At 60.9% G+C, this 26,134-nt stretch carries 24 protein-coding genes and 1 riboswitch; of the genes, 17 read left to right on the top strand and 7 right to left on the bottom strand.

Features of this window, described 5'->3' with window-relative positions:
- Nucleotides 1–92: 92 nt before the first annotated feature.
- The 6 genes from HMPREF3160_RS05510 to HMPREF3160_RS05485 all read right to left on the bottom strand — a co-directional run bounded on the left by HMPREF3160_RS05510 (nt 93) and on the right by HMPREF3160_RS05485 (nt 7,633).
- Complete coding sequence (locus tag HMPREF3160_RS05510; RefSeq protein ID WP_052048385.1) at nt 93–1,607, bottom strand: DUF6716 putative glycosyltransferase; 1,515 nt, start codon at nt 1,605–1,607, stop codon at nt 93–95.
- Nucleotides 1,597–2,664, bottom strand: coding sequence for a hypothetical protein (locus tag HMPREF3160_RS05505; protein WP_070491308.1), 1,068 nt, complete (start codon nt 2,662–2,664; stop codon nt 1,597–1,599). The genes HMPREF3160_RS05510 and HMPREF3160_RS05505 overlap by 11 nt, the downstream gene beginning before the upstream one ends.
- Entirely contained in the window at nt 2,661–4,163 is a 1,503-nt protein-coding gene (locus HMPREF3160_RS05500; protein ID WP_070507521.1) for a polysialyltransferase family glycosyltransferase, read from the bottom strand. The genes HMPREF3160_RS05505 and HMPREF3160_RS05500 overlap by 4 nt, the downstream gene beginning before the upstream one ends.
- Nucleotides 4,160–5,284: a glycosyltransferase family 2 protein gene (locus HMPREF3160_RS05495; RefSeq protein ID WP_070507520.1), complete on the bottom strand. Its 1,125-nt coding sequence runs from the start codon at nt 5,282–5,284 to the stop codon at nt 4,160–4,162. The genes HMPREF3160_RS05500 and HMPREF3160_RS05495 overlap by 4 nt, the downstream gene beginning before the upstream one ends.
- Before the next feature lie 56 nt (nt 5,285–5,340).
- Nucleotides 5,341–6,252 carry an N-acetylneuraminate synthase family protein gene (locus HMPREF3160_RS05490; RefSeq protein ID WP_070491302.1) on the bottom strand — a complete coding sequence of 304 codons (912 nt, stop codon included), beginning with the start codon at nt 6,250–6,252 and terminating at the stop codon, nt 5,341–5,343.
- Nucleotides 6,253–6,328: 76 nt separating this feature from the next.
- The gene (locus tag HMPREF3160_RS05485; protein ID WP_083285463.1) at nt 6,329–7,633 is read right to left on the bottom strand and encodes an acylneuraminate cytidylyltransferase; all 1,305 of its coding nucleotides are present in this window, start codon (nt 7,631–7,633) and stop codon (nt 6,329–6,331) included.
- Nucleotides 7,634–7,750: 117 nt separating this feature from the next.
- Between HMPREF3160_RS05485 and HMPREF3160_RS05480 the strand changes: the two genes are divergently transcribed.
- The 10 genes from HMPREF3160_RS05480 (at nt 7,751) to dnaB (ending at nt 18,468) form a co-directional block, all read left to right on the top strand.
- A complete protein-coding gene (locus HMPREF3160_RS05480) occupies nt 7,751–9,346 on the top strand; it encodes a glycosyltransferase family 87 protein (RefSeq protein ID WP_083285462.1) in 1,596 nt (531 codons plus the stop codon).
- Nucleotides 9,343–10,629, top strand: coding sequence for a M18 family aminopeptidase (locus tag HMPREF3160_RS05475; protein ID WP_070507516.1), 1,287 nt, complete (start codon nt 9,343–9,345; stop codon nt 10,627–10,629). Before HMPREF3160_RS05480 ends, HMPREF3160_RS05475 begins: the two co-directional genes overlap by 4 nt.
- A 66-nt stretch (nt 10,630–10,695) precedes the next feature.
- Nucleotides 10,696–12,945 (top strand): acyltransferase family protein, encoded by a 2,250-nt coding sequence (locus HMPREF3160_RS05470; RefSeq protein ID WP_070507514.1) that lies wholly within the window; start codon nt 10,696–10,698, stop codon nt 12,943–12,945.
- A gap of 252 nt (nt 12,946–13,197) precedes the next feature.
- Nucleotides 13,198–13,497: a 30S ribosomal protein S6 gene (gene rpsF, locus HMPREF3160_RS05465; RefSeq protein WP_035755761.1), complete on the top strand. Its 300-nt coding sequence runs from the start codon at nt 13,198–13,200 to the stop codon at nt 13,495–13,497.
- A 53-nt stretch (nt 13,498–13,550) separates the two neighbouring features.
- A complete protein-coding gene (locus tag HMPREF3160_RS05460) occupies nt 13,551–14,150 on the top strand; it encodes a single-stranded DNA-binding protein (protein WP_035755763.1) in 600 nt (199 codons plus the stop codon).
- A 70-nt stretch (nt 14,151–14,220) separates the two neighbouring features.
- Nucleotides 14,221–14,460: a 30S ribosomal protein S18 gene (gene rpsR, locus HMPREF3160_RS05455; RefSeq protein ID WP_035755765.1), complete on the top strand. Its 240-nt coding sequence runs from the start codon at nt 14,221–14,223 to the stop codon at nt 14,458–14,460.
- Nucleotides 14,461–14,483: 23 nt separating this feature from the next.
- Nucleotides 14,484–14,945 carry a 50S ribosomal protein L9 gene (gene rplI, locus HMPREF3160_RS05450; RefSeq protein WP_070491295.1) on the top strand — a complete coding sequence of 154 codons (462 nt, stop codon included), beginning with the start codon at nt 14,484–14,486 and terminating at the stop codon, nt 14,943–14,945.
- 197 nt (nt 14,946–15,142) lie between these two features.
- Nucleotides 15,143–15,256: riboswitch (SAM riboswitch) on the top strand.
- A 40-nt stretch (nt 15,257–15,296) separates the two neighbouring features.
- On the top strand, nt 15,297–15,821 hold the full coding sequence (locus HMPREF3160_RS05445) for a flavin reductase family protein (RefSeq protein ID WP_070491293.1): 525 nt from the start codon (nt 15,297–15,299) through the stop codon (nt 15,819–15,821).
- 118 nt (nt 15,822–15,939) lie between these two features.
- Nucleotides 15,940–16,572 carry a PepSY domain-containing protein gene (locus HMPREF3160_RS05440; RefSeq protein ID WP_070491291.1) on the top strand — a complete coding sequence of 211 codons (633 nt, stop codon included), beginning with the start codon at nt 15,940–15,942 and terminating at the stop codon, nt 16,570–16,572.
- 492 nt (nt 16,573–17,064) lie between these two features.
- Nucleotides 17,065–18,468 carry a replicative DNA helicase gene (gene dnaB, locus HMPREF3160_RS05435; protein WP_070491289.1) on the top strand — a complete coding sequence of 468 codons (1,404 nt, stop codon included), beginning with the start codon at nt 17,065–17,067 and terminating at the stop codon, nt 18,466–18,468.
- Nucleotides 18,469–18,530: 62 nt separating this feature from the next.
- Here the strand turns inward: dnaB and HMPREF3160_RS05430 are convergent, their stop codons facing one another.
- A complete protein-coding gene (locus HMPREF3160_RS05430) occupies nt 18,531–19,652 on the bottom strand; it encodes an EamA family transporter (RefSeq protein WP_070507512.1) in 1,122 nt (373 codons plus the stop codon).
- Nucleotides 19,653–19,828: 176 nt separating this feature from the next.
- Here HMPREF3160_RS05430 and HMPREF3160_RS05425 point away from each other — a divergent pair, with 176 nt between their 5' ends.
- From HMPREF3160_RS05425 to HMPREF3160_RS05395, 7 genes are all read left to right on the top strand, one after another.
- Nucleotides 19,829–20,521, top strand: a complete 693-nt coding sequence (locus HMPREF3160_RS05425) for a hypothetical protein (protein WP_141739846.1) — start codon at nt 19,829–19,831, stop codon at nt 20,519–20,521.
- A gap of 158 nt (nt 20,522–20,679) precedes the next feature.
- A complete protein-coding gene (locus tag HMPREF3160_RS05420) occupies nt 20,680–21,435 on the top strand; it encodes a hypothetical protein (RefSeq protein ID WP_070507508.1) in 756 nt (251 codons plus the stop codon).
- Between the two features lie 64 nt (nt 21,436–21,499).
- Nucleotides 21,500–22,819: an MFS transporter gene (locus HMPREF3160_RS05415; protein ID WP_256174048.1), complete on the top strand. Its 1,320-nt coding sequence runs from the start codon at nt 21,500–21,502 to the stop codon at nt 22,817–22,819.
- A gap of 73 nt (nt 22,820–22,892) precedes the next feature.
- Entirely contained in the window at nt 22,893–23,678 is a 786-nt protein-coding gene (locus tag HMPREF3160_RS05410; protein WP_256174046.1) for an energy-coupling factor ABC transporter ATP-binding protein, read from the top strand.
- Nucleotides 23,675–24,310 carry an energy-coupling factor transporter transmembrane component T family protein gene (locus HMPREF3160_RS05405; RefSeq protein WP_083285460.1) on the top strand — a complete coding sequence of 212 codons (636 nt, stop codon included), beginning with the start codon at nt 23,675–23,677 and terminating at the stop codon, nt 24,308–24,310. Before HMPREF3160_RS05410 ends, HMPREF3160_RS05405 begins: the two co-directional genes overlap by 4 nt.
- Nucleotides 24,311–24,313: 3 nt before the next feature.
- Nucleotides 24,314–24,922 (top strand): biotin transporter BioY, encoded by a 609-nt coding sequence (locus HMPREF3160_RS05400; protein ID WP_256174045.1) that lies wholly within the window; start codon nt 24,314–24,316, stop codon nt 24,920–24,922.
- A 110-nt stretch (nt 24,923–25,032) separates the two neighbouring features.
- Nucleotides 25,033–26,133: a DUF2891 family protein gene (locus HMPREF3160_RS05395; RefSeq protein ID WP_070507506.1), complete on the top strand. Its 1,101-nt coding sequence runs from the start codon at nt 25,033–25,035 to the stop codon at nt 26,131–26,133.
- Nucleotide 26,134: the final 1 nt, after the last annotated feature.

Below are 26,134 nucleotides of genomic sequence, written 5' to 3'. Positions count from 1 at the left end.
CACAGGGGCAACATGTCGCCGGGCAACGCGGCTCACGCGTGTGCGGCATCCCGCACACGCGTGAGCCGTATTGAGCGCGTGTGCTGAAGCGGCTAGGCGCGGACGGCGTTGCGTACGTTGCGTGCCGCTTTCCACACCGGTGCCGGAAGGGCGGTTTTCAGGCGTGCGCGCCATGCGCGGGTGCGGGCGCGGGCCATCGCGGCTGCTGAGACGTCGAGGTAGCCTTTGCGTGCAGCATCGGCTAGTGCTGCGAGTTCGTGTTCCATGTCGCGGCGGTGTGCGGCCTTGACGTCTTCCGGGGTGTGGAAGTAGTTGCGGCGCAGCCACTGTTGGTTGGCGTGCGGGATGTTGAGGTCCTGCATTTCCTCGAGTGTCATGAGGAGGCCGGATTCGCTGAACATCGCGTTGAGCAGCTTCTTGGTGACGCCGAAGTCGGAGATGATCCCGACCCGCAGCCCGCGGTCGATCGCCTCGACCGCCGCCGTCGAAGACACGGTCACGAGTGCCGAACCTGGCGTGAGGCGTTCGGCGAGTGAACCGGTCTGGAAGTCCAGCAGGCTCTGGTCCTCGCCGGTTTCGGCGCAGTAGTTCTCCCACAGGTAGTCGTAAGGGAAGCGTTCGATGTGGGTCTGCGGTTCCCCACGCAACGCACGTAGCTTGACGATAACCTCAACCTCAGGATGTTTGCGCTTGGTTTCTGCCAGGGCTTTGAGGATTTCGAGGCGCTGGAATTGCTTGAACGGCATTTTCGCTTGTGGCGCGAAGACGATGCGGTTGACGGGGGTCTCGTCTGGCTCGGGCGGCTCGTGGTGGCTTAGCATCGGGAGCCTGCCGACTGCGAAGCTCGGCGGAAGGATGTTCTCTTCCTCGAGCGGCGGGGTGGGGGCGTGGCCTTGCTCTTGAGCCGCTTTGACGATTTCTGGCGCGTCGGCTGGGTCTGGCTCGTCGATTGCTGGGCGTTCAGGGTCCAAGCCGGCCTCCTCCACAGCCTCGGCGTCCTCGTCGGCCTCAGCGTTACCGGCGGCCCCGCCATCATAGGCCCCGACCTCGTCTTCATAGGCCCCGGCGCCGAATCCATTGCCGCCAAAGCTGCTGTGGCTAGCGAATCCGCTGTCGAAGCTACCGTTCGGGAGGACTGCGCGCGGGGTGATCCCGTCGAGGCTCATCTTCTCACCGAGGATTGCAAACGCGTCGGCTTCTGCGAGGGAGTGGACCATGAACGTGTCGGAGAGTTCACGGAAGCCCAGCGCGCGCGAGGTTGCCGGGAAAGCGATGCCTGGTAGCGCGGTGATCAGCGCCGGGCGGTTTTTGAGGGACGCGAAGTGGATGAGTACTTCGCGGGCGATCGGCCCGGTAGCGGCAACCAGCACGACGTCCGGCATCGGGTTGAGGTTGGTGGAGAGCTTGCGCACCGGTACGACGGCGGGCGGCCGGCCTTCGAGGAACGTTCCGGCTAGTGCAGCACGGGTTTGTACGGAGGTCGGGATCACGTGTGAGCGCACGACCACTACTTGGCGCCGCCAGTCTTTGAGCTGGTCAAGGAAATGGACGGCGTATTTGAGGTATGAGTCGGAGTCTGCGATGGCCGCGATGGTCCTAACCGTCATGTTTTTCCTTACCTTGTTTGAGTGAGACGGATGAAAGAAGGTGTTGCCTGAGTGCTGGTGTCGCCTGCGGGGTCCACCACGAGTCTGGGATGCGTTTATATGTCACGTCGATGCCGCGCCCGGCCAGCAGGATGCGTAGCGAAGTCACCGCGGTCGAGGGCAGGGATATGACGCGTTGGAGGGGGCGTAAGCCGCTGAGCCGCAGTTCTACCGGGGTTGTGACGTCTTGGACGTTGACGCCCGGGATCGCGCGGATCTTCTCGAGCAGTTCGCCTTTTTCTCGCCGGTGCGGGAAGTAGGCCAACGGGGTGTCGGCGGCTAGTTGGGTGATCCAGTCGATGTAGGGCTCGGCGCCGATGAGGCCGTCATAGGCGAGGGCTGAACCGATCAGCATGGTTTGTTCGCAGAAGGTCTCTTCTGCAGGTTGGCTTCTGGCCCATTCGAAAGCATGGTGTTCAACGCGTACGCCGATGTTGGTGAGCCGCTGCGAGAGTTCCGGTACGAGCGGTAGCGCGGTGATGAGCAGTACGCGGTTGTTTTTGGCAGCCCACCGGAGCCGGTGCCACGCCGTGAGCCCGAGGGCGAGGCGCCCGATGGTTTTCTTACCGCGGTCTCGCACGAGCGGCGTCGGCTTGGGGTCGGTGAGTTTATCGAGGAACGCGAGCGTGGCGAGGCCGTCATCGACGATGATGATTTCACGCTCGCCGAGTGGGCCCAGCATCGCTCTTTGGACTCGCCCGGAGAGCATATCCCCGGCACCCCACCGGTTCATGGGGGTTGAGCCGATGGGGGTGATGTCTTGGCCTTCGGCGCTGATGGTGACGCCTTCGGGTACGTGCCGGTTGAGGACTTCGACTGTTTTCCCGATACCTGGGATGCCAGGGCGGATGCGCACGGTGGTTGAGGTTCCGGTGAGGCCGGCCGCGTGAGCTTCGATGGCGCTGAGCAGCTGGAGTGGGGATTCAACCCAGATTTCGCTCGTGCCGAGCCTGGGGCGAGGTGTTTCCTGTTGGGCGCGAGCCGCGCGCGGTGACCGGGGCTTGCGTGAGTTTTTCATTGTTGTTTCTGGTGGCCTGGCGGTTTCCGGTTACCCTGCGCTGTCCGATTACCCTGTGCTTTTCGGTTACCCTGTGCGTTCCGGTTACCCAGCGCGGAGAGGGCTTTGACGGCCGCCTTGGATGGGACCTTGAGCAGTTTGGAGGTCTGAACCTTGTTCTTGAGGGCGTTAAAGTTTTTGGCTCCCATCGCGTTACCGAGGTGACCTACGAGGCGCTCGTAGGTGTTGGTCGGGTTGGTTTTCATGAGGTTGAGCTGATACAGCCGGGTTTTACGCAGGTAGAGCTTTCGCAACTCGGGGTCTGATGTGCAGAACTCGAACGCCTCTGGGTAGAGTGCCTTCATCCGTTCGGGCTGCATCGTGTAAGCGACCGTGTTCAGAAGTGCCTGGAGGCGGCCTTCCTTGGAAGGGTCGTCCGCTGGTGCTGGGATGCCGCGGTGGAACAGCGCGTCAGCAAGCATGACGGGTACGCGGTTGGAGTTCGGGTACGGGTTGAGGTTGTGGATCACATCCTCGGCCCCTACCGCTACCGCGGGGATGTTGTAGCCGTAGCGCAGTGTTGCTAGTGCGGTCGAGAAGATCGAGACCGCCACGACTGGTTTGATCCAGGTGGCGACGATTTCTGCCGGCACGGTATCGGTGATCTCGACGTATTCGAGGCCGAGGGATTCCACGACTTCCCGGGTCACGATGCGTGAAGTGTAGGAGGCCGATGGGTGCGGCTTGAACGCGATGACCCCTGCGCCGGCATCGAGCGCTGCCTGCGCCATGCGGGTGGTCAGTTCGTGCTCTTCTTCATCGGTGATGAGCCGCAACTCATTGAGGTATTGCCCCAGGATCAGCCCGGCAGGTTTACCCGAGGCCATGATGCTCGCGCACGCAGCTGACGGTTCAACCTTGTTAGCCCACGCATCGATCACGCGAGTGAAGTGTTCAAGCCCCACCGCATCGGAGGCTGCACCCCATTCCGCGCCGTAGAGCGGCTTGAGGCCAGGCACGATGTCCAGGTGCACCACGCGGTCCAAACGCGAACCGATCTCGATGGGCAGGGGATCACGCAGCGGCCCGTAGGCCATGAGCCCGTCGGCGTGGACGGTGATAGGCGCGTCGTGGAAGACGGTCGCGAGCGCCCGGCCAGGGTTGACCTGGAGGGATTCAAGCCACAAAGAGATTTCCGATGCGTGGCCCGGCTGGGTCAGGGGCAGATCGAAATACTTGCAGAACAGTTTCCGCCACATCGGCGCCTCTACTTGGCGTGGGGAGAACTGGTGCGGACGCAGCGGGCGAATGAATTCGCCGAGGTTGATGACACGGTCAAAGCGTGAGGCGAGCTCTTCGAAACCGGTCGCCCCGGTGATCCCGGGGACCAGTTCTGGTTGGCGGGTTGAGTCAACCACGCACAGCACGCGGTCGCCGTCTTCAGGGACTGCGCCGGCGTCGATCATCGCGGCGAGAGAGGCCACCTGGTAGAGGGTTGAAGCCTGGAAAAGCTGAGTCATCGGCTGCTCTTTGCTGTATCAGAAGCGGGGGCGGTATCAGAGGCGGGGGAAGCGGAAGGCCGGAACGAGAGCAAAGCGGCCATGAAACCTGCGCCCTCAATTTCCTTTTTCACTTCCGGTAGCACGGGGCCCAGGAGCTTGAGGCGTTTAGGGCCCATCTCTTTCACGGTCTGGATGATGAGCTCTTGATCGAACTTGGCTGCAGTGGCCCGGACCTCGGTTCTCATTTGTTCCTGGAGTTCGCTGCTCAACCGATCCTTACGTTCAAGCTGGAAGCACGTGATCGCTAGGAACTGGCGGGCGAGCTTCGGCATGAAACGCTCGCCTTCGGGGTCCTTGATGAGCAGATCAGCCATCTTCCCGAACGCGCGGGCGAAGTGCAGCTGACGTTCGTCGCCGACCTGGGTGAGCGTTGTGGCAAGGCCGCGGCGCCACATCGTGGTTGGGCCTTCGATGAAAGCGCACGTGGATGCCGCGAGCATCACGCCCCACAGCCACAAGCGGTCTTCGGCGGTCGAGAGGCTTTCGTCGAAACGCATCACGTCGAGTACGTCGTGGAGACGGCGGTGATACATTCCGGCAGCGACCCACGGGTTATCGATAATGGTGCTGTTGTTGGGCGGCATGATGAAGTCCCGCGGGTTTTCCACGGTCCCGATGCGCCCGGTTGGCAAGTTGCGTACAGTGCGTGTCCCGTTTTTCTCCTCGATCATCGGCACACGGATGAAGTCCACGCCGAGCCTCTGCATCGCCTCAGCCCGAACACTTAGGCTGAGTGGCTCAAGCCAGTCGTCCCCATCCAGGAACGCGATATAGGTTCCACGGGCCACTTCGAGGCCCCGGTTGCGGGCGGCAGAGACGCCGAGCGCAACCGGGTTCCTCAGAAGTGTCAGACGCGGAAGCAGCGGACGGAACGAATCGATGACGTCCTCTACGTCTTCCTCGGAACCGTCATCGACCACGATGACGTGCAGCTGATCTTCTTGACCGGCAGGCATCTGCCGGGTTGTGGAGACGAGCGTGTCCGGTAGCAGGTGTTTCTGATTGTGGGTTGTCACAATCAGCGAGATCTGCTCGGGCTGATCCGAGCGTGCCTCGGTTGGTGCTGCGGCAGCAGTCACGGCTCCTCCAATATCTACGCGGTCTGGGTTGAAACGCGGTCTGGGTTGATGTGCGCTTAGCCGACCTTGACAGCCATTGGGTCTTCGGTCACGCGGCGCAGCGAATCCTTCTTAGCTGCCTCGCCTGGCATGACGCGCTTGCGGCCGTCACCCATTGCCTTTTCAAGGATGCGGATGTCGGTGACCAGCTGCTCGAAAGCGCGTGGCTCAAGGGAAGCGGCCTGGTCGGAGCCCCACATCGTGCGGTCGAGGGTGATGTGGCGTTCCACGGTCACAGCGCCTAGAGCGACAGCCGCCAGGGAGATCTGCAGGCCGTCCTCGTGGCCCGAGTAGCCCACTGGGACGCCGTAGCGGTCTTCGAGGGTCGTGATCGAGCGGAGGTTGGCTTCCTCTGGTGGCATCGGGTAGGTCGAGCACGAGTGCATCAGAACGAGGTTATCGGTTCCGAGGATCGCTACGGCCTCGTCGATCTCAGCCAGGGTGGACATGCCGGTCGAGAGCAGCAGTGGCTTGCCGGTCTGCTGGAGTGCGCGCAGCATCTCCTTATCGGTCACGGATGCGGACGCGATCTTGTGGGTGACAACGCCCAAGTCTTCGAGGAACTCAACGGATGGGACGTCCCATGGGGAAGCGAAGCAGTGCAGGTCCTGCGCTGCCGCGTACTGCATGAGCTCCTTGTATTCCTTCTCACCGAACTCGACGCGGTGCTTGTACTCCATGTAGGTCATTTCGCCCCATGGGGTCTGGCGTGGCTTGTTGCGCATGTGCTCCGGGACAGCGATCTCCGGGGTGCGCTTCTGGAACTTCACTGCATCGGCGCCGGCGTCAGCTGCCACGTCGATGAGCTGCTTTGCGATGTCGACGTCACCGTTGTGGTTGATGCCGATTTCACCGATGACGTAGACAGGCTGGTCTACGCCGAGGGTCTTCTCGCCGATCTGAACGGTCTTAGCTGGGTGCTTCGTCATTTCTTTGAGTCCTTTCACAAGGGAGCCGTTATGGCTTGAAGTTTTGGTTGTTGAACTGTTTGGACGTTTGAACTGTTTAGGCAATATGTGCCGGTTGGGGGATGGATCGTGGCAGTAGCCCCGCTGGGTCATTGACTTCGCGGTTTTCGTTGCGTGCCGCCAGAATCCGGTCGCATACTTCGCGTACTGCGCCGTGTCCGCCGGGCGCGGAGATGGAGATGCGGGCCGCGCGGGTCACCAGCGGCTGAGCGTCTGCGACAGCCAGCGGCCAGCCGACCTCGGCAAACGCCGGAAGATCGTTGATGTCGTTGCCGAGGAACGCGACCCGGGCCGGGTCGAGGCCGTGTTCTTTGATCCACGTGGATACGGCTTCGGCTTTGTGTTCCACGCCCTGCATGACTTCGACCTTGAGCTTCTTGCCCCGGGCTGTCACTACAGGGTTGGTTTCGGTGGAGACGATGACCATCGGGATGCCCGCTTGGCGCAGCATCTTGATGCCCATGCCGTCAGAGCGGGACACCTTCACGGATTCGGTTCCGTCTTGGGTTATGGTCACCGAATCATCGGTGTGGACGCCGTCGAAGTCCATGATGAGCGCGTCAACATCGAGCGCTTGGACGGGTGCTTCATGTAGTTCGGCGATGCGGATCGCGTGTTCGAGGTCATCGAGGGTGTCGATTTCCGGTGCGGTCCACGCTGGAACCTCGATCGCGGTGAGGGTTCCGAAGAAACGGTGGCGGGTTTCGATGAACCCTTCAGTGTTCATCGCGTAGAACGCACCGGTTTCACGCATCTGAGGCGCACGGTCTTGGCGGCGTGGCCGGTAGGCGACTTGATGGCCTACCGCGGTCACGTTGCCGTTGGGTGTGCGGGTCCAGAGGAAGCCGTGGTCTTCGACGGTCGAGAACGCTACATCAGCCGACTTCGTCTCTACCGCGGTCACGGCCGCCTGGAGGTCTTCTGGCCGGATGAACGGCGATGTGCACTGCACTAGCACGGTCACGGCTGGGCGTTCGCCGCGGGCTTCGAGGATTTCCAGGGCGTGCAGCAGAGCGGATTCGCTCGATGCGGTGTCACCGGACAGCGCCGCGGGGCGTTCGATGACTCCGGCTCCGCATCGGCGGGCTTCGTCAGCGATGCCTGGGTGGTCGGTAGATACGTAGACTGTGGTGACCGATTCCGCTGCAAGTGCGGCATCGATCGCGCGGCCTACGAGTGAACGGCCTGCGATAGGGCGCAGGTTCTTCAACGGCACACCTTTGGAACCGCCGCGGGCCGGGATGATGACGGTCGCGCCGCTTCGGGAGTCTGGCGCGGCTACACTGGCCGGTGTGGCCTGCGGTGCAGCGGCTTGCTGTGGGGGAGTCGTTTCTGTGGTCACATATGACAAGGTATGGGCTTGATGTGTCCGGAGTTCATGCTCGACGTGAACTGTAAATGAAGCTCATCGCAGCCAGCGTGAACGATAGATTAACTAGCTCAAAGTAGGCTTAGAGGCATGAGTAAAGGACCTAAGAAGGGGCCGTTGCGTGTAACGGTGCCGAGTCGCAATGACTCCGTGGTGAAGTCCCTGGTGGGAGCGATCGGCGGTCCGCTGGGGCGCAGAACCGCTCCGGGGGTTGTTTCGCCTGGGTTCTGGCGCATCGAACGGGTGTTGTTGGTGCTGGTCGCGATCGCTGGCGTGATTGCTATTTTCACCAAGACCACGTGCCGCGTCAACGGTTGGGGTGACCCGTACCGCTATATAGGGATGTGCTATTCGGACTGGACGGCACTGTGGGGGGCCCGCGGGTTCAACGAGACCCCGTTCGCGCCGTTCGATTCCGGGCAGGAGCCTTTCGAGTACCCGGCGGGCATGGCGATCATCGCATCACTCGTTTCACTGTTTGTGCCGCGTTCACTTGAACCCCGCCAACAGAGCCTCCTTTACTTTGACATCAACGCGTTCCTCGCGGTGGTTTTGTGGGCGGTTGTTGTTATCGCGGTTGCGAAGATGAGTTCTCGCCGCATCTGGGATGCCGCGATGGTTGCGTTGTCTCCCGCGATCATCCTCGCGTTGACCGTCAACTGGGACATGTGGGCGATCGCCCTCATGGTCACTGGCTTGCTCGCGGTTGCGCGCGAGCATCCGTGGCTTGGCGGGATATTGATCGGTATAGGTGGGGCGGTCAAACTGTTCCCGCTACTGGTTTTGGGTGCGTTTTTCACGTTGGCGTGGCGCACCCGCCGCTGGCATGTTTTCGGCAAGATCGCAGGCGGTGCTGGCATCGGTTGGCTCGTGATCAACTTGCCGGTCTATCTGATTGACCCGAAACGGTGGGCTGTTTTCTATACGTTCTCCTCCGACCGCGGCGCGGGCTTCTCCTCGACGTGGGAACTGTGGAACATGACGATCGGCCGCAGCGCACCTGATCTTGTGTTGACGGCGGATACGATCTCCCTGCTGGGCATCATCTTCTTTGGCTTCTGGTGCCTCGGCGTTTTGATGCTGGGGCTCATCGCTCCATATAGGCCGCGCGTTGCACAGCTTTCGTTCTTGATCCTGGCGATGTTCGTGCTGATCGGTAAGGTCTACTCGCCGCAGTTTGTGATGTGGCTCGTCCCACTCGCTGTCCTTGCGTATCCGCGCTGGCGCGCACTGTTGCTGTGGCAACTGTTTGAGGTGTTCCACTTTGTAGCGATCTGGATGCGCCTCTACGGGATGGCGCAGCCGGATCAAGCGCGCGGCTTCTTCCCAGACTGGATCTTCAGCATGACCGTCCTGGGCCACATCGCCTCGCTCGGTGCCCTGATGTTCCTCGTCATCAGATGCATCCTCCGCCCTGAGGAAGACCCTGTACGGCGCGTCGGGCTGGATGATCCGCTCGGCGGCCTGTTCGCGAGCCCACAACGGCGGGGTGCCAGGGCCGCGAAAGGCCGACGCAAAGCCGGAACCAAACCCCGTAGAAGCACAAGCGAGCCGACCCGAGCCAGAACAGGCACAAGCGAGCCAACGCGGGCGCGCGCATCCGCAACTGATGCATCCGCAACCCGCACGTCCCCAACCCGCGCATCCGCATCCCGCGCGGCTTCGAGTGAACAAGGAGAGTCATGACCCAGGCGTTGACCCATGTAGAGGACCTCGCGGACTTCATTGACGCGTCCCCTTCGAGCTATCACGCGGCGGAAGAAAGCGCTCGCCGCCTCGAAGAACAGGGTTTCACGCGTCTCGCTGAACATGATGAGTGGCCCGCGCAGCCGAGCGGGAAGTTCGTGGTGGTGCGTGATGGCGCGGTCATCGCGTGGACGGTCCCGGCGAATGCGGACCCGTGTACACCAGCGAATATTTTTGGTGGGCACACGGATTCCCCGGGCTTCAAGCTCAAACCGAAGCCGACCACGGGTAACCACGGCTGGTTGCAGGCCGGCGTTGAGATCTATGGTGGCCCGCTTTTGAATTCGTGGCTGGACCGTGAACTGCGCTTGGCGGGCCGCTTGGCGATGCGTGACGGTTCTGTGGTTTTGGCTGATACGGGCGCGCTGCTGCGTTTGCCGCAGCTTGCGATCCACTTGGACCGCGGCGTGAATGAGAAACTCGCGTTGGATAAGCAGGTCCAGACTCAGCCGGTGTGGGGTCTGGGTGTGCCTGCTGAGCATGATCTGTTGGCCGAGCTCGCCTCGTCCGCCGGTGTTGATCCTGAACAGATCGATGGGTTCGATGCGGTGGTCGCTGACTCGGCTCGTGGTCAGGCTTTCGGCAAGGATAAAGCGTTTTTCGCGGCGGGCCGCCTGGATAACTTGGCTTCCGTTCACGCCGGTTGCGTTGCCCTCGGTGAGGTAGCGGATGCAGGTGTGGGCCAGGATGCTCAGCGGGTTGCGATGTTCGCGGCTTTTGACCACGAGGAGCTGGGTTCGGCGTCCCGTTCGGGTGCTGCTGGCCCGTTCCTTGAGGATGTTTTGAACCGTATTTATGCGGGTTTGGGTGCATCCGCTGTGGATCAGGCGCGGGCGTACGCAGAATCCTGGCATGTGTCATCGGATGTGGGGCATTCGATCCACCCGAATTATGCGGGGCATCATGATCCGGTGGTCAAGCCACTTCTGGGGTCTGGCCCGATCTTGAAGATCAACGCTAATCAGCGTTATGCGACTGATGCGCTCGGTGCTGCAGCGTGGGCTAGCTGGTGCCGCGAGGCTGGGGTTGAGAGCCAGGAGTTCGTGTCGAATAACAATATCCCGTGCGGTTCCACGATCGGCCCGATCGCGGCGACCCGCCTAGGGATTCGCACCGTGGATGTGGGTATCCCGATTCTGTCGATGCATTCGGCCCGCGAGCTTGCAGGCGTGAGCGATCTTCACGACCTATATAAGGTTGCGAAGGTTTTCTATACCGCATAACTTAGTTCACTTGCGCTTCACCTGGGCTTGTAGAGATGGGGACCCAGACGTGATGTAATGCCGTGCATGTCCAACAACGCCACAACGATCCAAGGGGACGGTGCTCGCGGACTAGATAGGCGAGGGCAGAACACGCATGGGCAGGATGCGCCCCAGAAACGCAGAGACGGCCGGAAGTTCCTCCCGGAGGTCCAAGCCCTGCGGGCGCTTGCCGTCTTCGCCGTTGTGGCGTGGCATTTCTACCCCAGGGCAGTTCCGGGCGGCTTTGTTGGTGTCGATATCTTCTTTGTGATCTCAGGGTTTTTGATCACATCGAAGCTTCTGCGGGACGCCGAAGTGCACGGCAAGATCAACCTCGCTGAGTTCTGGGCTGCCCGCATCCGCCGCATCATGCCGGCCGCGACAGTGACCGCGTGCGTGATCATCGTTGCAACGTTCATATGGTGGCCCACGGAGCAGTGGGAACAGGTTTCGCGGCAAGGCATCGCGAGCCTGTTGAGCATCGTGAACTGGGTTTTGGCCGTTGATTCCGTGGATTATCTGGCCTCAGACAATGCGCCGACCGCTTTCCAACACTATTGGTCACTCAGCGTTGAGGAACAGTTCTATGTTCTCTGGCCGCTCGTGGTGATCCTGGCCGTATGGCTCGCCCGCCGCATCGGGCTCACTGTGCGTGCCTATGCGATCGTCCTGTTTTCGGCGGTGATCCTCGCCTCGTTCGTGTGGGCTGAATATAGGGTCCGTTCAAACGATCCGGCGGCTTATTTCATCACGACAACGCGCGTGTGGGAGCTCGCCTTAGGCGGCTTGATCGCAGCCCTGGCGCCCTACATCCTCAAGGACGATTCCGGCAAGGGCAAGCAACGGATGGGCGGCGGCGTTTCGTGGCGTGCGGTGCTAGCGCTGGCAGGTCTTGCGGCGATGTGCTGGTCGATCCTCACGTACACGCACGCGACCCCGTTCCCGGGTGCTAGCGCGGCGGTTCCCGTACTGGGGGCTGTGGCGGTGATCATCGCGGGCCGTACCAGTGGTGCGTTGTCGCTGAATTGGCTGGTTGATTGGGCGCCGGTTCAGTGGCTGGGCAAGGTGTCTTTCTCGCTGTATTTGTGGCACTGGCCGGTGTACATGGTTTTCGTGCAGATCACGGAGCATAAGCCGTATTGGTGGCAAGTGCCCGTGCTGATGCTGATCTCGTGTGTGCTCGCGCACGTTTCGTGGCGTTGGGTTGAGGAGCCTGCACGCCAGTGGAAGCGTTTGAAGGTCTCGCCTGCGCCAGCGTGGATCGCAGGTGGCGTGGCAACGCTCGTTGCTGTTGCGGTTGCTGTGACTCCGATTGTGCGTGCGGATGCGATCAATCGCGAACAGAAGGAGCTCGCTGCGGAGCTTCTAAAAGGTGAGCGGCCGGAGTTCGCTGCCGGTAGTTGGGATCCGGTCATCAAGAAGTCCGGGGCTCAAAAGCTCGATGCGGGGCATCCGGATAGCCCGGGCGGCCGGTTGGTCACTGAAGGGGAGCGCGCAGACGAGCTTCCAGCGGCGCTCACGTATGGCTCGGTCATCACGCCCACCCCTGCGGAAGCTGAGGACGATGCGCGCACGGATCAGGAGTGTTTCGCGGGCAACGGCAAGAAACACACGCCGCGCTGCGTGAAGGGTAAGGAAGACGGCGAGAAGACGATCGCGATAATGGGTGATTCTCACGCCCGGATGCTCGTGGAGCCGCTAGAGGAGCTAGCGAAGCACCACGATTGGCGGATCATCACCTACACCAAGGCTTCATGCCCCATGTCACTTGAACCTCGTGAGCTCGGTAAAGCTGATGAGCGGTGCGTTGAACCGAATAAGGAATCCATCCAGCGGGTAATTGAGGATGAGCCTGATGTGATCATCACCAAGAACTTTGCAGGATCAACATTCCGCGGCGATGCGGCGGACGGTTACGAACGCACGTTCAAGGAACTGCAGAAGAGCGGGGCGCAGCTTGTGGTGGTTCGAGACACCCCGGTCCCGTCGCGTGATGACGATATTCCGATTCCACGCACGTGCGTTTCCGGTAGCATGGACAAGCCACACGAGTGCGATTTCAGTGTTGAACAAGGTTTGCTTGATGACCCGGCGGTAGAGGCGGCCGGGCGGCTCGATGACGTCTACTTCCTTGATATGACCGATTACTTCTGCAGCAAAGACGAATGCTCCGTGGTCGCGGGCAACACGCTGATCTACAGGGATGGAAATCACGTGACCAACACGTACCTGAGAAGCCTCGCACCCGTCCTGGAGCGCCGCCTCCCTCAACAGCTACGCGACCACAAGGACTGACTCCTCCCGCCCACGCGCGCTGCACATCGCAGTGCATGATGGCACCCACACGCACAGTGAAGAGTTATGGCTTGAGCCGTACTGCGGGTAGACTGGTGCTGTTGCCCACTTTCAAGTTTTGCTGGTAACCGCATCGTGATGCGCACTTCAGCAGGCTTGCACGCCCTGCATGGCAGGGTAGGGGCTACCGCAATAGAACCTCCTGGTACGGAAAGACCGTGCCCGCTTTATGTCCAAAGGAGGTGGGTTCACTTGCGTAACTACGAACTGATGCTGCTGGTTGACCCCGAGGTCGACGAGCGCACCGTTGAACCGACGCTCAACAAGTTCCTCGAGGTCGTCACCAAGGACGGCGGAACCGTCGAGAACATCGACATCTGGGGCCGTCGCCGCATGGCCTACGAAATCAACAAGAAGGCTGAGGCCATCTACGCAGTGGTTAACTTCACCGCTGAGCCACAGACCGCATCCGAACTTGACCGTGTTTTGGGCCTCAACGAGTCCATCATGCGCACCAAGATCATCCGCCCAGAGGACCAGCGCATCAAGTAAGCGCGTCCTCAGCGGGCACAACCACGTTTCAACGCTTCACGCTAAGGGGAATCATGGCTGGAGAAACCATCATCACTGTGGTGGGTAACCTCACCGCTGATCCGGAACTGCGTTTCACGCCCTCCGGTGCCGCGGTAGCGAACTTCACGGTCGCTTCTACGCCGCGGATCTTCGACCGTCAGGCCAACGAGTTCAAAGACGGCGAAGCCCTCTTCATGCGCTGCAGCGTATGGCGCGAACACGCCGAAAACGTGGCGGAATCACTGACCAAGGGCATGCGCGTCATCGCCCAGGGTCGTCTCCGTGCCCGCAGCTATGACGATCAGAACGGCAACCGCCGTACCGCATGGGAACTGGACGTCGACGAAGTCGGCCCAGCCCTGCGCTACGCAACCGCACAAGTCACCCGCAACCAGCGAGGCGGCGGGGGTAACCAAGGCGGTTTCGGCGGCAACCAGGGCGGCTTCGGTGGAAACACCGGCGGCGGCTTTGGTGGCGGCAACCAAGGCGGAGGCTTCGGCGGCCAGCAGAACCAGGGCGGCGGCGGAGACTGGGGTGCGCCTCAGCAATCTCCAGCTAACGACCCGTGGGGTAACTCTGGCGGCTCAAGCGACTGGGGCGCAAACCCCGGCCAGTCCGCACCACCGTTCTAAATCGTTTTCAAACCAATACCCATCCCGCAGCTGACACTGCGGGCTCCAAAACAAACTAAGGAGCTCCACGATGGCTAAGCCTGAAATTCGCAAGCCTAAGCCTAAGGCCAACCCGCTCAAGGCCGCCGACATCGACTACATTGACTACAAAGATGTCGCCCTTCTTCGCAAGTTCATCTCCGACCGCGGCAAGATCCGCGCTCGTCGTGTAACTGGCGTTACCGTGCAGGAGCAGCGCAAGATCGCTCAGGCGATCAAGAATGCGCGCGAAGTTGCCCTGCTTCCATACTCCGGCGCTGGCCGCGGCTAAGCAAGAAGGAGGAGAGAAGAAACATGGCAAAGCTTATTCTCACGCATGAGGTAACCGGCCTGGGTGCTGCGGGCGACATCGTCGAAGTACGCGACGGCTACGCACGCAACTACCTGCTGCCACGCGGCTACGCGATCACCTGGACCAAGGGTGGCGAGAAGGACATCGAGTCCATCAAGGCTGCTCGCGAGGCCCACCGCATCGCGAACCTCGAAGAAGCACAGAAGATCGCAGACGGCCTCAAGGACGCTGAGATCCGCATCGAGGTTAAAGCTGGTGACACCGGCCGCCTGTTCGGTACCGTCAAGCAGGCCGACGTTGCAGCAGCAATCGAGGCTGCCGGCCTGGGCAAGGTCGACAAGCGCACCATCGAGATCGCACAGCAGGTCAAGACCACTGGCCACTACAAAGCCACCGTCCGCCTGCACGAAGACGTTCTCGCGAACACCACGCTGCACGTTGTTGCAGCACCAAAGGGCAAGTAACACTCAAGCACTCAGCGCGCGGAACCATAATGTGAACCGCGTGTCAGCTCACGTGTGAAACAGTCTGAGACGCGCCCCGCGAGGGGCGTGAACGAACGCCGCACCCGAGAAAGGGTGCGGCGTTCGTCTCATTAAATGAACTACATGACACATTCAGTTGCACGGCGTGCGCTGAACTGTTTATCGTTTAACACACGAATCATGAGTACGGATTTTTAGGCCCTGGCTAATCCGTCGGCAACCCTCTCGCGTAGGTGGGGTGCCCCAGGTGACGATTCGGCCGTCGGGAATGCCGGCGGCAAGCTGCGCCGGCCATTGTGGACGGCCGATACTTGCGAAGGATGAATCGCTATGTCCCTGACCCACACCATCGACCAGGCAACCCTGCGTTCGGCATTCGACCGTTTCCCTGTAGGCGTGGCAGCTCTCTGCTCCCGCGTGGGAGGCCACCACGAAGGCATGGTCTCCTCGAGCTTTGCGGTCGGCATCTCATATGAGCCAGCGCTCGTATCCTTCTCAGTTCGCAACGAATCCCGCACATGGCAGCGCCTCAAGCACGGCTATCGGCTCGGCGTCTCGATTCTGGCCGATGAACACCGCGAGGTCTGCTATCAGCTCGCCTCCCGCGACGCATCCAAGCGTTTCAGCGGCCTCGACGTCACGTTAGCTGACTCCGGTGCTTTGTTCCTGGACCGCGCCGCCCTGTGGCTTGAGACCTCGATCTATGACACGGTCCCGGCAGGCGACCACACCATCGTGCTGTTGAAGGTCCACGCTGTATCTCACGGCGAGGAACACGGAGAGCCGATCGTGCTGCACGGCAAGACGTTCCGCGACCTTGCGCAGCTTCCAGACCGCGCACTCGTAACCGCCTAAAGCCTGCTGTTTGGAAGGCGCTGATCATAGGACAAACGCGGGCAGTTAATCTAGGTTGGCTTAGAGCTGAGCAAAAAAAGCAGTGCTATCTGAGTCCCGATCTGCGTATATTGAGGCCATGGAGAAGAAACATGTAGCCCTCACGTCCGTAGCAACCCTCGCGCTGGTTCTTGCCGCTTGCGGTGCTCCAACGGAGGACAAAACCTCCGAACCCACCCAGGACGCCCAGCAGACCCAAACTCAGCAGACTGAGACTCAGCAGGCGCAGAACACTGACGCCGATGACGCTGATGGTAAGGACTCTGCAGACAACAACGCGCAAGCCCCAACCAAGGGTGGTAGCCAACAGAACGCTCTCAAGGCGATCGAGACCGCTGAAAAGGAAGTTGGCGGCAAGGCCGTTGACCTCGACTGGGATGACGATAAGAGCGGCTGGAGCGTAGATGTTGTCAAGGGCAATAAGAGTCACGAGCTCGAGGTAGCCGCTGACGGATCCAAGGTCACCAACCAGGATGAAGTCGAAGACGTAGACAGCGATGACCGCCGCGAATATGACGCGATCAAGGTAGAAATCGCTAAGGCGATCGAGACCGCGCTCAAGGACACCCCAGGCACCCTCGATGACGTCAGCGTTGACGAGGAGCAAGGCCAGATCATGTGGGAAGTTGATATCTACCCAGAGGGTGGCGGCGCCGACGTGACGGTCTATGTGGACGTCAAGAGCGGACAGGTCCTCAAGAAGGACAAATAAGCACGCAAAAGCATAAGCAATAGTGCAAGGTAGTTTGTGGGGCGGGCCCTTTCGGGCTCGCCCCATGTGCATGTAGCCCCATTTGTGGGGGCGGTCAACCTTCCGCGAGGGTGAGTTGGCGAACCTTCAACCTCTACTCGGGCGAGTCTGTGGGTAACTAGCCCAAACCTGTGGATAACTTAGCGTTTCAGGCATGTATCGCGTGGATATCCCTCTTGTCAACATGACACGTGTGCTTGAAGGTTGGGGAAAAGTTTTTAGAGCATCTTCATAATCCACAAGAAAAAACCGCGGAATCTCGCGGGATACAGCTAATTTTAAGCAAAATCACAGCGATGTTTTCCCCAGGTTATCCACAGAAGTAGTGGATATCCACCGGTGTGTTCCACAATAGTCCACACACTATCGACAGGGGCTGTGGATAACTCGGGTTGTGTTGTGTCTATTTCGCCCTACACTGAGCCTGAGGACAGTACAGGTTGAAGGAGCACAGTGGATCAGTACAGCGACGCCGACTACAGCGATGCAGGCGCATCATCCTCGGGTGCGTCCTCACTTGCTGAGCGCGTCCCGCCTCAGGATGTAGCGGCTGAACAGTCGGTTTTGGGTGGCATGTTGCTCTCCCAGGACGCGATCGCCGACTGTGTAGAGATTCTGCGCTCATCGGATTTCTATAAGCCCGCGCACTCGATCATTTTTGACGCGATCACCGATCTCTACGGCCGTGGGGAACCGGCTGATGCGGTGACCGTCTCGAGCCACCTGACCAAGAGCGGTGAGCTCAACCGTGCCGGTGGCGCGGCCTATCTGCACGAGCTGATCCAATCCGTTCCGACGGCCGCGAACGCGAGCTTCTACGCCGAGATCGTGAGGGAGCGCGCCATCCTGCGCCGCCTCGTCTACGCGGGCGATCGCATCACGCAGATGGCCTTCGCAGCCGACGGTGAGGTCGACGCGATCGTCAACGACGCCCAGTCCGAGGTCATGCAGGTTGCTGAACGGCGCGCCGCGGAAGACTACGTGCTGCTCTCAGAGATCATGGAGTCCACGGTCGATGAGATCGAGGCCGCAGGGCAGATGACCGGCGACGAAATCACCGGTGTGCCTTCGGGCTTCTATGAGCTTGACGAACTGACGCAGGGGTTCCAGGGTGGCCAGATGATCGTGGTCGCGGCCCGCCCCGCAGTCGGTAAATCGACCTTCGCGCTGGATATCGCCCGCTCCGCGGCGATCAAAAACGGCATGACCACCGTGTTCTTCTCGCTAGAAATGGGCCGCACCGAGATCGCGATGCGCATGCTCTCAGCTGAGACCGCCGTCGGGCTTCAAAACCTGCGTAAAGGTGACTTGCGCGACGAGGACTGGACCAAGATCGCCCGCACCCTCCCGCAACTGAATAACGCGCCGTTCTTCATCGACGATTCACCGAACATGACGCTCATGGAGATCCGCGCGAAATGCCGCCGCCTCAAGCAGCAACACAACCTCAAGCTCGTGGTGCTGGACTACCTGCAGCTCATGTCATCAGGTAAACGCGTTGAATCGCGCCAACAAGAGGTCGCTGAGTTCTCGCGTGCGCTCAAACTGTTGGCTAAAGAGCTCGATGTTCCGGTCATCGCGCTCTCGCAGCTCAACCGTGGCTCCGAACAGCGCACCGATAAACGCCCACAGGTCTCCGACCTGCGTGAATCCGGTTCGATTGAGCAGGACGCCGACATGGTCATCCTGTTGCACCGCGAAGACATCTACGACAAAGAGTCCCCACGCGCAGGTGAAGCCGACGTAATCGTGGCTAAGCACAGAAACGGCCCGACCAAGACGATCGTGGTCGCGTTCCAGGGCCACTACTCGCGCTTCAACAACATGGCCTATGAATCCGCCGACGCCGGCATCTAGCAACGCGCTAGAGCGGGAGACATCAGCGCATCAGCGGGGGCTGGCTTTAGAGCGGGCTGACTTTAGAGCGGGGTAACCTCGCGGCGTTGAGGCCGTTTCTGGTTGCCCTCCTGCACCTTCTTCTGGCTTTGGCCCTTATCGCCGTTCTGGGTCTTGTTGCCAGGCGTGCCGTCTTTGCGTTTGTGGTTCTTCTTCCGTGTTGGCCGCCATTTGACGCGGCGGCGAGGCTCGATGCCTGGCATCTTCTTGGACATTGGCGAACGGCCGCGTGGGCGCTCACCGAGCTTGATGAAGACGACTCCGGCGAGGATCGCCGCACCACCCACGAACTGGATGCTCGCCAGCGTCTCGCCGAGTAGCCACCACGCCACAACGGCTGCGAAGAGGACCTCGGTGAGGTTCACGAACGAACCTACGCCGGCACCCATGAGCCGCAGGCCCACAACACCGAGGACGTAGGCGGCGACGGTGAAGACGATGATGATGCTGTGGGCGATGAACCAGGGTGCACTCCATTGGCCGAGCGCAACGGGATCCGTGGTTGCCTTCCATGGGAGTAAACCGAGTGCTACGAACGGGACCGTGCCGATGGCGCCGACCGCGAAGCCCAGCCCCGTCAGGGCGGTGGAGGGGATCCGGACCGAGTCGTTCGCAGAAATCATGAAGTACACGGCCAGGCACACCGCTGAGGCCAGCCCCATGACCACGCCGAGTGCGTCGAGGGAACCTGAGCCTTCGCCGATGACCGAGCCCACATCGAGCACCGCAACCAGGCCGATCATCGAGATCGCAAGCCCAAAGAACGTGAGCCCGGAAGGGCGGGCCTTGGTGCGGGCCCACAGCCAGAAAACGATCATCATGGGTGCGGTCATCTCAAGCAGGATCGCGATCGTGACATTCAGGCGTTCCACCGCCACGAAATACGTGGCTTGAACGCCGGTCATCGAGAACAGGCCGAACGCGACTACAAGCCGCCAGTGCGCACGCACTTCACCCCACTTACCGCGCAACTGGATCAAGGTGGGCACTAGGAGGACGAGCGCGCAACCGGTCAAACGCACTAAAGTCACAGAACCTGGCGACCAGCCGGAACCGTAGAGCGCTTTCCCCACCGGTCCAGGAAGAGCGAATGCAAAGGACGACGCCAAAGCAAAGAGAAGACCGATAAGGAACTTCGGTTGCATAAACACCTCCTAGTGGATGGACGAGCTATAAGTCAGCCTAGAAAATTTATTGCGATCACTGGCAATTTGCGCAAAGGTAGGCAAAGCTAGTGTCTCACTAGAAGCTTGACGATACGTAAGGGCTAGCAATGACTAATAAAACGAGGACTGTACGACGCGCATTAGCAATGATTGCTGTGCCACCACTGCTTGCAGCCTCGCTCGTGGGTTGCGGCGATAAGAGCGACGGCAACGAGACGAGCCCGGAAGGCGCCTCGAGCGAGCAGTCTCAGGGTCAGCAGTCTCAGAGCCCTGAGGTGTCAACACCGCAGAACTCGCCGGCCCCGCAGGATTCACAAGGCAGTGGATCGGCATCCGGAGCGTCGCCTGCAAGCCCGAAGTTCATGGAGTTCATGAAAAACAATGTGAGCTCCGACTATAGGGTCGTGGATCTTAGTTCGAGGCTGTCGAAGCCGGACGTCGGTGCCGGCGCAGCCGCAGATCAATGCGCAGCCACGGTCTATGGCGCAGCGGATCTTGCCAAGTACGGAGCTCAGGTCGTCACTGCTGTGCAGTCGGGCCCAAAGCAGAAGGCCGTCACCGTGCTCATGTTTGGATCGGCTGATAAGGCGAATGCTGCCCTCGATCAGGTCAACTCGGAACTGGATAAGCCGGAATGTAAGGAAACCTCGATCAACGGTAAATCGATCAAGATTGAACCGCTCAAGGATACGTACGGCTTTGATAAGGCCGCGGGGATGACCCTGGATGTCCAGGGTGAAGACATCGACAACCTGTTCGCAACGAAGGGTCAATTCATGGTGATCATGATCGGAGACCTCGACGAGGTAGTTGCTGACGGCAAGAAGGTCTATGACGCGTTGCCATAGCGAACCCAGCGCTTCGGTTTCATAACGCCCCTAGTGGATCGGTGAGCTTTTAGCAACCTAGAAGTGATGTTGCGATCGCGGGCAATCTGCGCAAGGCTAAGCACAGCTAGTGTCTCACTAGGCTCCACACAATCCTCTGACATGTAGGGATTCTCACAGTGCTCAACAAGACAAAAACCGCGCGCCGTACCCTGGCGATTCTCGCTGTGCCTTCGCTGCTCGCGGCGGCGCTAGTCGGCTGCTCCAGCAACGATGGCGGCGACAAAAAGCCAGCAGAAGAGACCACGCAGGCCGCGCCACAGAACTCGGAAACCCCAACGCCTACCGAGAGCGCAGCCCCGTCGTCTTCGGAAAGCTCTGAGAAGACCCCAGACGGCATTGCGGACGTACAGGATGCCGACCGTGATTTCGTTCAGCTCGTGAAGAAGAACGTCGGCAAGGACTACCAAGTCGCAGACCTCAAGCCCTACCTGCAGAAGCCTGACCTGGGTAACAGCAAGGCTGTCAAGGAATGCCCAGTTTCCGCCTTCGGTGCAGCAGAGCTCGTTGAAGACGGCTCCCAGATTGTGACTGCCCTGAAGCAACAGTCCTCATCCAAGTCTGGCGTCGCGATGCAGGGCATCAACGTGATCAAGTACACTTCCGGTGACCAGGCGGAGAACGTTCTGGAGCGGGTCCGGAAGGAAAACGAGAACTCGGTCTGCAGCAAGATCGAGATCCAGGGCCAGACCGTGACCATCAAGCCGATCAAGGACAAGTTCGGCTTCGACGAGACTGCAGGCTTCGCAACGAACCTCGCAGGCACGAACGTCGAATACGTTTACGCAGTAAAGGGCGACTACGTCGTATCGATGGTTGGCGACGCTAAGAAGGCTGCGGCTGACGCTAAGAAGGTTTACGACGCGCTCCCATAACCAGCCCAGCGCTTCGCACCAACGGCCTGTTCACACTCGGTATCCGGTAGATGTGGACAGGCCGTTGGCTTCCCGTACGCCTAAGCGGCGTAAACGCTCGCTTGCGGTAGCGGCGTTCGGGACGGTCGTCGAGTGGTACGACTTCTCGATTTTCTTCTATGTATCCACTTCGCTGACCCGCACGTTCTTCCACGGGGATACCTCCTCGCTCCTGCTCACCCTCGGTGTTGGCGCGGCAGGGTTCCTCTTCCGCCCGCTGGGAGCCATGGTTTTCGGACATCTGGGGGAGCGCATCGGGCGTAAACAAGCCCTTGTGATCTCCGCGATGCTGATGGCGGTAGCGATGTTCGGCATCGCGGCCCTGCCCGGCTATGACGTGCTCGGGGTGTGGGCAGGCATCCTGCTGGTGGCTCTGCGATGCCTCGCGGGATTCTCGGTGGGCGCTGAATACACCGGGATCATGGTGTACCTCATGGAGTCCGCGAAACAGAACCGGCGCGGAGTCGCCGCGAGCTGGGCTGCAGCGAACTCTGAACTCGGCTCCCTCCTTGCCGTGGGTGGGGCGGCACTGTTAGCGCAGTGGCTCACCGCTGATCAGATGGATAGCTGGGGTTGGCGGATCCTGTTCGTGGTGGGCGGGCTGTTAGCGGCCGTCATGATTCCGTTGCGGCGGTTCATGGATGAGACGCAGACCTTCGAAAAACTCCAGGAAGCCGGGGTTACACAGCGGCGCAAAGGATCGCCCCTCATCGACGTTTTGAAGCACCAACCCAAAGCGGTGCTGGTCGCTTTCCTGTTTTCCTCGATCGGTTCGGTCACGTATTTCCTCAACATCACCAACATCCCCACCTATCTTGAGTCCACGGCGGAGGTTTCCAATCAGCTCGCGCTGAACCTGGGCGCTATTGCGATGGTCGCTGCGATTATCGCGACCCCGTTCATAGGCCTGCTTTCAGATAGGTTTGGGCGGCGCGCGATGATGCTCACGCTCGGGCTCGTGCTTGTGGTCACGACGTTGCCGGCATACCTGCTGTTGGCCGGCTCCGGCAACGCGGGTGCCGCTACAGGTGTTGCCTTGCTTGCGGTGCCGGCGGCGGGATGGTCCGCGGTCGCGGCGGCAGCGATCCCAGAACAGTTCAGTGCGCTGGGGCGTTTCGCAGGGATGGCGATCGGCTACAACATCGCTGCCGCGGTTTTCGGTGGGTTCTCTCCGATGATCGCTACAGCGTTGATCGAGGCGACCGGCAACCTGTATGCCCCGGCGTACTATGCCACGGCGGTCGTGGTGCTGTTCGGTGCCGTGTTGCTGTGGCTCATGCGGGATATGGCGGGTAAATCGCTGGAGGAAGTGGACCGCGATCCCGCGCTCAAAAAGCGCAGATAGATACCCATGTAGACATTGTTGAACAATCTGGGGCACTATAGGTGGGTAACCCAACCCGAGTGAGCCGAACCGAGTGAACAACCCACCAACCAGCGAGCCATCGCCGAGCGATCTGCCAGCGAGTGATCTGTCAGCGAGCGTTCCCGCACAGCGCAGCCTCGCGGACAGCACAGCCGACAACCGCATCGAGATGGAGCGCGTCTCTGTCGAATACGATGACCGGCGGGTCCTTGACGATATTTCGCTCACCTTGGATGAGCAGCGGATCGCGATCATCGGGCTCAACGGCTCCGGTAAATCCACGCTCGTGCGCCTCATCAACGGCCTCGTGATGCCCACCTACGGCCGCGTCACGGTGGGTGGGGCGTGCACGATGAAAGAAACCAAGAGGGTACGCCGCAAAGTCGGTTTCGTGTTCCAGAATCCCGCGAACCAGATCATCATGCCCACCGTGGGCGAAGACATGCTGTTCGGGTTGAAGAACATCGGAATCCCTCGGGGTGAGCGCGTTGAGAGAGCCCGCGAGACTCTGGAACAGCTGGGGATGGGGGAGTTCTACGAGCGTGAAACGCATGCGCTCTCTGGCGGCGAGCAGCAGATGATCGCGTTGGCTTCCGTGCTGACCATGCGCCCCGAAACCATCATTTTGGATGAACCGACCACGATGCTGGACCTACTGAACCGACACCGGATGCGTTCGGTGATCGCGGGCCTTAGCCAGCGCAGCATCGTGGTGACGCACGATCTGGAGCTTGCAGCGGATGCGCAACGGGTTCTGGTGGTGCATGAGGGCCGGATCGTTGAGGACGGGACGCCCGCTGACAGCATTGCGGCCTACCGCAGGATGTGTGAGCTGTGAACAGTTCCTATTCCTTGATCCAGACGGGCGCGGCACCGCACAACCCCGGAGTGCTGGAGCGGCTCCCGGCCGGCTTCAAATTCGCGGCACTGTTCGTTTTGAGCATCGTGACCTACCTGATCCCGTGGATGAGCGTGCAACTGGGCCTGTTGATCGCAGCGTTCGTGATCGCGTTGCTGCCGCGGGTCCCGTTGATGCGCCTCGTGAAGTCGCTGCTGTTTTCGGTGGTCATTGTGGGGCTCGTGGTGGCGATCATGGCGTGGCAACAGGACCTCGCCCGCGGCGTGCATTTCGGTATGCGGCTGTTGACGCTGGTTTTGCTCGCGTTCGCTGTGACCGCATCGACCACGTTCCCGCAGATGCTGCGGGTCTTCGAGAAGATCGTGTCTCCGCTGCGGTGGGTTGGGGTCAACACGGAGAACATTTCGATGGCGATGGCGTTGACCATCCGCTTTGTCCCGCACCTGATGGGGATGTACCAGGAGGTCCGCGAAGCGCAGATCGCCCGCGGCCTGGAACGCAGACCGCTCGCGCTGATTGTTCCCATGATTTTCCGCACGTTGAAAACATCTGAACAGGTGGCTCAAGCCCTTGATGCCCGCTCGTTCAACACCCGAGAGAGGAACCGGTAACCGATGATGACCACTGCAACAGGTGAGCCTGTACGTAACGTTCGCCGCTCTAACCCGACGCTGGACCTGGTTTTGGTGGCGATGTTCGCCGCACTCACCGCCGTCATGGGGCTCATTCCGCCGATCACGGTCGGTATTTTGCCTGTCCCGATCACGTTGCAGACCCTCGCGGTCATGCTCGCAGGCGCGCTCTTAGGCCCCTGGCGCGGCGCGCTTTCGCAGGTCCTGCTGATCGCACTGGTCGCAGCTGGACTGCCGCTGCTGGCCGGTGGCCGCGGCGGTATGGGTGCCCTATTGGGCCCGACGGGCGGCTACATTTTCGGTTGGGTCCTCGGCGCGCTCGTGATCGGTTTGATCACGGTAACGTTCTACGACCGTGCCCGGACCGCTTGGATCAACGCCGTGATCCTGTTCGCGGCATGCATCGTAGGTGGCGTGCTGGTCGTCTACCTGATGGGTTCGGGGTGGCTCAGCATGACCACCGGCATGGACATCGGTACCGCTCTGAAAGGCAACGTCGTGTTCATCCCGGGTGATACCGCTAAAGCCGTGATCGCCACCGCAGTAGCGCTGCTGGTGCACCGCTCCTATCGCGGCCTCCTCGCCAAATAGAGAGGCAGGGCCTGGCCTGGCGGAAGTCCTGGCGGGGCAAGCCAGGCCGGTGAGTCCGGCGCGGGCAACCCTGCTTCTTGCCTCGCCGCCGCCAGTGCAAGAATTGTTGTATGCCTGAATTCGCGTTGCCAAACTATGCCGAACCGTTCGCTCAGGTTGTGATCGATAACCTCACAACCGAGTTCCCCTACGCCGCGCATCACGTGCAACGCGACTCAGCGGACCTGTTGCAGCCCCGGCAGATGCATCCCGCGTTCGCGAACTCGTTCGACTGGCATTCAAGCGTGCACATGCACTGGCTTGGCACGCAGCTCATCGAGCATGTGGAGGCGGAGACCTCCGGCCGCATCGTGGATGTGCTGCAACAGCATCTCAGCGCCGACAACATGCGCGCTGAGGCCGAATATGTGGCCGCGAACCCCTCGTGGGAGCGCCCTTACGGGTGGGCGTGGGCCGCGCAACTGGTCGATGCGCTCCATGACAGTCGCGTGCCGGAGGTCAACGCGCTCGCCGAGGGCGCCCGGCCGCTACTGGATGCGGTCATGGACGCGGTGCGGGCGTGGTTGCCGGCGATGCCGGAGCCGGTCCGCCACGGCGTGCACTCGAATACGGCGTTCGGTTTGCGGCGGCTCCTGTTGGTTGGCCGGAGGCGCGGCTATGCGGATGTCGCGGACCTGATTGTCGAGCATGCTCGGCGTTTCTACGGCGCAGATACCCGGTGGCCGTTCTCTTTCGAACGCTCCGGGCACGACTTCCTCTCCGCCGGGATGTGCGAAGCCGACCTCATGTGCGAGGTACTGGCAGCAGAGGCTGGTGCGGCACCTTCGGCAGAGTCCGCCGCGGAACTGACGGACTGGTTGCCTGGGTTCATGGCGGAGCTTGCTGAGGACGCCCGCTCGCTTGATGCCGGCTCGCTTGAAGCCGGTAAGGGTAAGTTGCCGCGGGTTCTGCAGGCGGTCGCACCGATCGATGCGAGCGACGGCCACCAATCCCACCTGGACGGGCTAGGGCTCACGCTCGCCGCATCGGGACTGCGCGTAGCGCGGACGCTGGATGCCCTCGATGCCGAACCCGAGCTAGCGGACACGTTGCGTACCGCCGCCCCGCGGCTCATGCGCAACGGCCTGGCCGCGGCAACCACGGACGAGTTCATGGCCTCCCACTGGCTCGCAACTTTCGGGTGGGAGGCCCTCACCGAGTTGAGTCGGTGAA

Source organism: Arthrobacter sp. HMSC06H05, assembly GCF_001807395.1.
Lineage (GTDB): Bacteria > Actinomycetota > Actinomycetes > Actinomycetales > Micrococcaceae > Pseudoglutamicibacter > Pseudoglutamicibacter albus.
This window is presented reverse-complemented; position numbering and strand designations above follow the sequence as displayed.